The organism is Cupriavidus sp., from assembly GCF_057315035.1.
In genome coordinates, this window is record NZ_DBHKYV010000016.1 from 98,078 (window position 1) to 104,632 (window position 6,555).

General features: G+C 60.7%; 8 protein-coding genes. 4 read left to right on the forward strand and 4 right to left on the reverse strand.

The window, feature by feature from the left end; translation table 11 throughout:
• Positions 1–279: 279 nt before the first annotated feature.
• Positions 280–594: a helix-turn-helix domain-containing protein gene (locus ACO550_RS19910; protein WP_137925375.1), complete on the reverse strand. Its 315-nt coding sequence runs from the start codon at positions 592–594 to the stop codon at positions 280–282.
• A gap of 159 nt (positions 595–753) precedes the next feature.
• Here ACO550_RS19910 and ACO550_RS19915 point away from each other — a divergent pair, with 159 nt between their 5' ends.
• The 4 genes from ACO550_RS19915 to ACO550_RS19930 all read left to right on the forward strand — a co-directional run bounded on the left by ACO550_RS19915 (position 754) and on the right by ACO550_RS19930 (position 2,492).
• A complete protein-coding gene (locus ACO550_RS19915) occupies positions 754–1,191 on the forward strand; it encodes a hypothetical protein (RefSeq protein ID WP_315593686.1) in 438 nt (145 codons plus the stop codon).
• Between the two features lie 142 nt (positions 1,192–1,333).
• On the forward strand, positions 1,334–1,678 hold the full coding sequence (locus ACO550_RS19920; protein ID WP_485994941.1) for a helix-turn-helix domain-containing protein: 345 nt from the start codon (positions 1,334–1,336) through the stop codon (positions 1,676–1,678).
• Positions 1,665–1,994 carry a hypothetical protein gene (locus ACO550_RS19925; RefSeq protein ID WP_315593687.1) on the forward strand — a complete coding sequence of 110 codons (330 nt, stop codon included), beginning with the start codon at positions 1,665–1,667 and terminating at the stop codon, positions 1,992–1,994. Before ACO550_RS19920 ends, ACO550_RS19925 begins: the two co-directional genes overlap by 14 nt.
• Positions 1,995–2,018: 24 nt before the next feature.
• A complete protein-coding gene (locus ACO550_RS19930) occupies positions 2,019–2,492 on the forward strand; it encodes a hypothetical protein (protein ID WP_315593688.1) in 474 nt (157 codons plus the stop codon).
• A 314-nt stretch (positions 2,493–2,806) separates the two neighbouring features.
• Here the strand turns inward: ACO550_RS19930 and flgL are convergent, their stop codons facing one another.
• The 3 genes from flgL to ACO550_RS19945 all read right to left on the reverse strand — a co-directional run.
• The gene (gene flgL, locus ACO550_RS19935; protein WP_315593689.1) at positions 2,807–4,048 is read right to left on the reverse strand and encodes a flagellar hook-associated protein FlgL; all 1,242 of its coding nucleotides are present in this window, start codon (positions 4,046–4,048) and stop codon (positions 2,807–2,809) included.
• 77 nt (positions 4,049–4,125) lie between these two features.
• Entirely contained in the window at positions 4,126–6,045 is a 1,920-nt protein-coding gene (gene flgK / locus ACO550_RS19940; protein ID WP_315593690.1) for a flagellar hook-associated protein FlgK, read from the reverse strand.
• A 264-nt stretch (positions 6,046–6,309) separates the two neighbouring features.
• A partial coding sequence (locus tag ACO550_RS19945) for a glucosaminidase domain-containing protein (protein ID WP_485994942.1) occupies positions 6,310–6,555 on the reverse strand: 246 nt, incomplete at its 5' end.

Consider the following 6,555-nt stretch of genomic DNA (forward strand, 5'->3'; position numbering starts at 1 on the left):
CGTGAGATCGCGGCTCTCCACTTGGCGAGGTGCCGAGGGCGCGCTGAAGCAGCTATCTGGGCGAGGATTGCGAAGCTGCGGGCGCGCAGTTCGCGCAGGCGAATGGCCTGCTTAGAAGTGTAGGCGCGCGGAAGACCCATGAATTCGACATGAGCTGCACGACTCCCAGCGGGGCACGGCTTGAGGGGGGTGAAAACTCTGGGCTAGCTGGCGCCTTTTGCCGGCGGGGGACGTATATCGAGAAATTGCCCTTGGAGCTACCAGCTCGTAAGAACGGCGCTACTTGACCGACTTTGGCTTGCGGGCAAGCTTCTTCTGGACGCGCCGGGTGGTCTCCATTGCGGCTTCGAACTCAGAAAGCTGCACTTCGACCCGCGCCAGGACGTCGACTATCGTCGTACCAAGCGCCATACACCACTTCCGGAACTCCAGCACATCGAGTCGGCGCCCTCCCAGCTCGCATTTGCTGATGAAGTTCTGATCGACTCCCATCCGGGCCGCAAGCTCAACCTGCGTTATTGCTCTCGACTCGCGTTCCGCCCGAAGAGCGTTGAGCAAAAGGGCGTACTCCTCCTCAGGAATGGAAGTTCTCATTGCCAGCGTGACGGGTAGTGAACCCGGTAGCTTGCCGCCAAATGCTCAATAGTGTTAAATTTGGATACTCTAAAATCGCACTATTGACGAATCTTGGCGACCGGTCCTTCTAGCGCCGGCGCTGAGCTGAAATGGCACATCGGTCTGCGGAGACCCGAGATGGAAATGGAACACATACGAAAAGGCTTGGCCGCTCTGCTAGAAGAGTGGCCTGAGGGAGCCGCGACTACCCATAAGAGGTACAGCTTCGGCAAAACCATCGACCAGATGACCGAGCTGGAACTGATGTACCAACTGTGCATAACAGATGGCCTCGAAATCATTGGCGACCCGACGAAGGCTTTTGCTGCGTACGATGCCGACAGAGGCAGTCTGCGCGTCTATTCGATGAACAATGCCCATGTTCAGCTGACGCCTTGCGACTCGACAAGCCGACTGGCAGTACTCGAGTATGCACAGACGCATGGGGCAAGCTTCACCGTCATTCGCGACGAAGTGACCTGCGCAATTGCCGATGTCACGGCGACGGGGAAGACGTATTTCGTGGCTGCGCTCAGAGCCATGGCGAAGTACCACGCCACCCACAAGCCTGAGTAACGCGGACGAACATGCCGAATCGAGCCGCCCTCCCCTCAAGGTTCAACCGGCAAGACGTTGCCTTTATTCGGGTCGAGCAGGCTTGCAGGGGCAGAAATGCACCGGTAATTGCAGAGATATTTTTGCGCCAAGAGGCAGCGGCATGGCGCGCATAGACCCCGCTCGCTCGTACACCCCCGAAGAGCTTGAATACGAGATTGGCTCGAGTCTCAGGCGACTTCGTATCAATCGCAATCTGGAGCAAGCCGTCCTGGCAGAGCGCGCAGGTGTCAGCACGCGAGCATTGCGGAATCTCGAGTTGGGTAACGGCTCCTCATTGCACACACTCGTCTGCGTCGTTCGCGCGCTCGGCCGGCAAGAGTGGTTCGGCACGATTGGACCAGTCGCGACCGTCAATCCATTGATGATGACCAGGGATGCAGAACCTCGCCAGCGCGCGAGCAAGCCGCGAGGAAAGAAACATGAGACGAACAATGAACCCCAATGACGTGCCGGAAGACTTCCCGCGTGTCGCGATGCCGGCCGTGGTGACTGGCGTGCAGCCAAAGATCGCAGTTCGGGAGGTTGATGGGCGATACGTCGCCGGTCAGACAGAAGAAGAGCGGTACGAGCGTTGGGATGTTTGCGAGGATTTGGCGCGGCAGTTAGTGCGGGTGGCGCAGAAGGATGAGGACGAGCGTCCAGAGCAGTCGCGGGAGGAGACGCTCAAAAGAGTGCGGATCTCTGTGTCGCAGAAGGGCTGGTGTTCCGAGGATGAGCTGGATTGGCTCATTGGAAGATTGGCTGTGCTGCTGCAGGCTTGAGCGGGCGACCAGGGAGATGCTGCCGTGCCGCTTCAACTGACGGATGCAATCGACAAGCTGTACAAGCCGCCGAGGGACGGAACGAGGCAGGTCCTGGCGATGTCGCGGAGTGTCGCTGAGAAGTTGCCACGACTGGGGTCGCTGGCGGTTATCTCGGTAACCGCGCCCGGGAGGCCGTTGGCTAGTTTGGATGGATTCAGACAGGTTCTGCGGCTGAGTTTCGCGGACGTCGACTTCATGAACCCTGAGCTATCGGCGCGAGCAAGAGAGAAGCTGGTGGACGCTTTTCGGCCGGAGCATGTGGAGAGGATTCGGAAGTTCGTCGAGGCGCTACCCGGCGAAGTGGCGACCGTGGTGGTGCATTGCGAGGGAGGATACTCTCGGTCGTGTGCGATCGCGCTCGGGTTGCATCGGTTGTATGGCTGGGAGACAGATGCAGAGCTACTAGCCGAAGCTAACCCTACTGTCCTCTTCCTCTTGGCGCGGGCGGGACCTTAGCGAAAGCCAAGCAAGCCGCTACTTAAAGGAGAGCCGAGGAAAGCAAGCGCAACATCAGACGAAATGTCCTATATTTGGGACGGGGAGTCGGCAAGCAGACCTAAAAATTGGCCCAAGGCAACAAACAGGAGTTCGTGCTGATATGCCGGCGTCGCCAACCTCCCTTCGCAAAGGAAAAGGTTGGCTGAAGTATGCAAAGTCCTTATCCGACGCGGGTTACCGGGTAGGTCTAACGAACTTTGCATACTCTTGGAAACAACTTCACAGACTTTGTTTCCATCTCACACACAAAATCGACCCGAACTACTCCTCCATCACCGCAAATACTGGAACAGGTTCATTCCCTGGATCTGCATGAACGACTGCTGTGCACCTTGCAGTGCAGTCTGGCGCTGGTAGTACTCGGTAATGGCCGAGGCGTAGTCAAGGTCCTGCAGGCCTGACAGCGTCTGGGTGTTGGTCAGGTCGCGGTTCGCGCCGATGGTATCCAGCGAGTCGATTTCATCCATGCGCGAGCCTACCGACGAGCGGACGGTCAGCACGTTGTCCAGCGAGTTGCTGAACTGGCGGATGCCCGTGGCGATCACGTTCTTCAGGTTGGCCGAAACCGTGTCCTGCGAAACGCCGGTATTGATCGGTTGCTTCAGCGCGTCGATCACGCTCTTGAGGTTGGCGAACATGTCGGCGCCAGCCTGTTGTGCCGGATCGGCGGAGAACGAGTCGCCGTCGGCCGGCGTACCCTTGATCGAAAACGAGACTCCGCCGATGCTGATGGCAGCACCGTCGGTGTAGTTGACGGGCGCGCCAACGGCTGCGCCTCCGTTCGTCATGTCGGCCACCACGTACTGCTTGGCGCCGGTCGTGACATCGGTCTGGAACGTTACGCGCAGCGAATGGCCGTAGAGCGGGTCGGTCGGGTCGGTCACCGAAACCGTGCCGAAGGTACCCGTGCCCTGGTTGTTGCTGTTGCCCTTGACCACGTAGCCGGAATTGTTGGTCACGGTCTGGAAGACTTCGGCGCCGGTGTTGCCGGATTCCATCTGGCGTGCCACGTCGACCTGCAGCATCTGGTGGCCGGTGTCGCCCTGGTACACGGTGTTGCCAGCCGCGTCGGTCACGAACGGTGCCGAGCCGGTCTTCAGGCCTGCGAACAGGTAGTTGCCGTTGCCGTCGTCGGCGTTGGCGAGGCCCAGCAACTGATCGTACTGGCCTTGCAGCGCGGTGGCCAGCGATGCGCGGTCGTTGTCGCTCAGCGTGCCGTTACCGGCGTTCACCAGCAGCGTCTGAATGTTCTGCACGGTGGTGGTCACCGTCGACAGCGTGTTTTCGGTCAGGCCCAGCGATGCGGTAGCCTGCTTGCGCGATGCGGTGTACTGGCCGTTCACTGCGGTGGCCTGCGACACGCCCAGTGCGCGCGTGGCGGCCACGGGGTCGTCCGAAGGGGTCAGCACACGGCGGCCCGTGCCCAGTTGCTGCTGCACATGCAGCAGGCTGGACTGCTGGTTGTTCATCGAGGACAAGCCCTGGTGATACAGGGTGGAGGTTGCAACGCGCATGGCGTGATTCCTTCTTTTCCGGTGTTTCTGTCAGTTGACGGCTGGCTGGCGGCTTACTGCTTGCTTATCGGCGGCAATCAGCCAATGTTGATCAGCGTGTCGAAAATCGAACTGGCCGTCTGGATAACCTTGGCGTTGGCCTGGTACAGCTGCTGGAACTTGAGCAGGTTCACGGTTTCCTCGTCCATGTTCACGCCCGACACCGACTGCTGTGCCGTATAGATCTGGTTTGTGATGCTGTCCTGCGACGTCGACGCGATGTCGGTCGACTTCGCCTTGCTGCCCACGTCGTTGACCAGCTGCGCGTAGGCATCGTTGAAGCTCGACGTGCCGTTGATGGTCTTGGCGGTCTGCAGCTTGGCCAGCGCGAGCATGTTGCCGTTATCGGCAACCGAGCCCGAGTTATTGGACAGCGTGAACGTGTCGCCATTCTTCGGCGTGCCGCTGAAGCTGAACGTCATGCCATTGATCGTGTAGTCCACGCCGCTGGCCGTGGCGGTCGCCGTGGGCTGGGGTGCCAGCGCGGTGCCGGTGGCGTCGGAGAACACGTAGGTCGAGGTCGTGCTGTCGTACTTGGCCGTCAGGCTGCCGGTCAGCAGCGAGAAGCCCGCGGTCACACCGCTCAGCGACGCTTTGGCGGTACCGGTGTTCTGCGTGCTGGCGTCGACACGCGCCGGCGAAGCTGCCGCGATCTTGGCGGGGTCCGTGATCAGCGAGCCAAAGCCTGCCGCGGCGTTGCGCGTGGGCTGGATCTCGAACGATTCGTTCGCGTTCATCGCCACGTTGACATTGATCGAGAAGCCATCGGCCGACATCGACAACGGGTAGGTTGCCGTGGCGCCTGCCTGGGTAGCCACCACGGAGTTGTCGGACTTGCGCGTCAGCGTGTAGTTGGTACCGTCATACTTCAGCGAGTAGTCGCTGGTGGTCAGCGCGCTGGCGTTGGTGATGGCTGCCGTGGCGATGGCGCCCGACGTGTTCTTGGCGTTGGAGTAGACCGTCGGCGAACCGAGCGAGAACACATCGGTACCAATTGCGCCGTTCAGGTCGATGCCGAGCTTGTGCTGGTCGTTGAAGGTCTGGCCGATGGCCAGCGACAGGCGGCCAATCGCGTTCTGCGCGCCATCGAGCGTCTCACTGCGGAAGCGCATCAGGCCGCCGATCGAACCACCGGTCACAGCGCCTTCTTCCGATTCCACTACGTTGCCATTGGGCAGCGTGTAGGCAATCGTGGTACGGCTCGGGTCGGCCGACGACGGCACGGCCTTGATGTCGTAGGAATCGGAGCCCATCACCAGCGGCTGGCCGTTGCCGACGAACACGTTGTATGTACCGCCATCCTGCACCACCACCTTGGCGCCCACCAGTTCGGTCAGCTTGGACACGGCCTGGTCGCGCTGGTCGAGCAGGTCGTTGGGCGGCTGGCCGCCGGAGGCGGCGGTCATGCGCGTGATTTCCTGGTTCAGGTTGGCAATCTGCTTCGTGTAGTCGTTGACCTGTGTCACCGACGACGTCAGCTGCGTGTTGATGCCACTCTGCATCTGCTTGAAGTAGTCGCTCGACGACTTGATCTGTCCCGCCAGCGCCTGCGCGGCGGAGATCATGCCCTGGCGCGTGGCCGGGTCTGCAGGCGTGTCCGACACCGACTGCACGGCCGCGAAGAACTTCTGCATCAGCGGGGCCAGGCCGCCCTTCTGGTCGGCCAGCAGGTTGTCGATCTGCGAAATCTGGTCAGAGTATGTCGACAGGTCGGAACTGGCCGACGTAGCACCGCGCAGTTGTCCGGTCAGGAAGCTGTCGTACACGCGCTGCACGCTCACCGTGTTGGAACCCTGGCCATAGAAGCCCGAGCTCGTATTCAGGCCGCCGGCCGATGCGATGATCGTGTTCTGGCGCGAGTAACCTGCGGTGGCCGCGTTGCTGAAGTTATGGCCGACCGTGGTAAGCCCGTTCTGCGCAACGTTAAGGCCCGAAAGACCGATATTAAACAGAGACATGTTTGCCTGACTCCGGATCGAATGGCTAGCCTGCGGCACACAGCCGACGGCAATGGATGTGTTGGATAACGGCGCAAACGTGGCGCGACTTTAGCGCCGCAAGCATCTCGAATGGCACATGGTTGTGAGTGATCGCTCTCTCGGAAATCCTTTGCAGAACGGCCAATAGCGCGGCCGCAGAACGGTCGCGCTACCACGGTTTCCAGTTGTCTTGCTCCCCTCCCCCGCGTGGCGGGAGAGGGGCGTTTCAAACCCCATCCACGCTCAGGTGGATACTTTCTTCATGATGCGGACCAGCTTCTCGCCGTAAGCCGGGTCGGTGGCATAGCCCGCGCGCTGCAGGCCATGCGCGGCGTCGTCGGCATTCGATGCCGCCACCACGCCCGCGTAACGCGGGTTGTTGGTCAGCAGTCGCGCGTAGTCGTTACAGGCTTCGTCATACGAACCATAGGCGCGGAATTTCGCACGCACCTTCTGCGGCTGGCCGTCCACGTATTCGGTGGTGACGAT

What these genes read in the sequence shown, in the direction of transcription:
- ACO550_RS19910 (WP_137925375.1), bottom strand. Translation starts at nt 594, where the DNA reads ATGAGAACTTCCATTCCTGAGGAGGAGTACGCCCTTTTGCTCAACGCT.
- ACO550_RS19915 (WP_315593686.1), top strand. Translation starts at nt 754, where the DNA reads ATGGAAATGGAACACATACGAAAAGGCTTGGCCGCTCTGCTAGAAGAG.
- ACO550_RS19920 (WP_485994941.1), top strand. Translation starts at nt 1,334, where the DNA reads ATGGCGCGCATAGACCCCGCTCGCTCGTACACCCCCGAAGAGCTTGAA.
- ACO550_RS19925 (WP_315593687.1), top strand. Translation starts at nt 1,665, where the DNA reads ATGAACCCCAATGACGTGCCGGAAGACTTCCCGCGTGTCGCGATGCCG.
- flgL (WP_315593689.1), bottom strand. Translation starts at nt 4,048, where the DNA reads ATGCGCGTTGCAACCTCCACCCTGTATCACCAGGGCTTGTCCTCGATG.
- flgK (WP_315593690.1), bottom strand. Translation starts at nt 6,045, where the DNA reads ATGTCTCTGTTTAATATCGGTCTTTCGGGCCTTAACGTTGCGCAGAAC.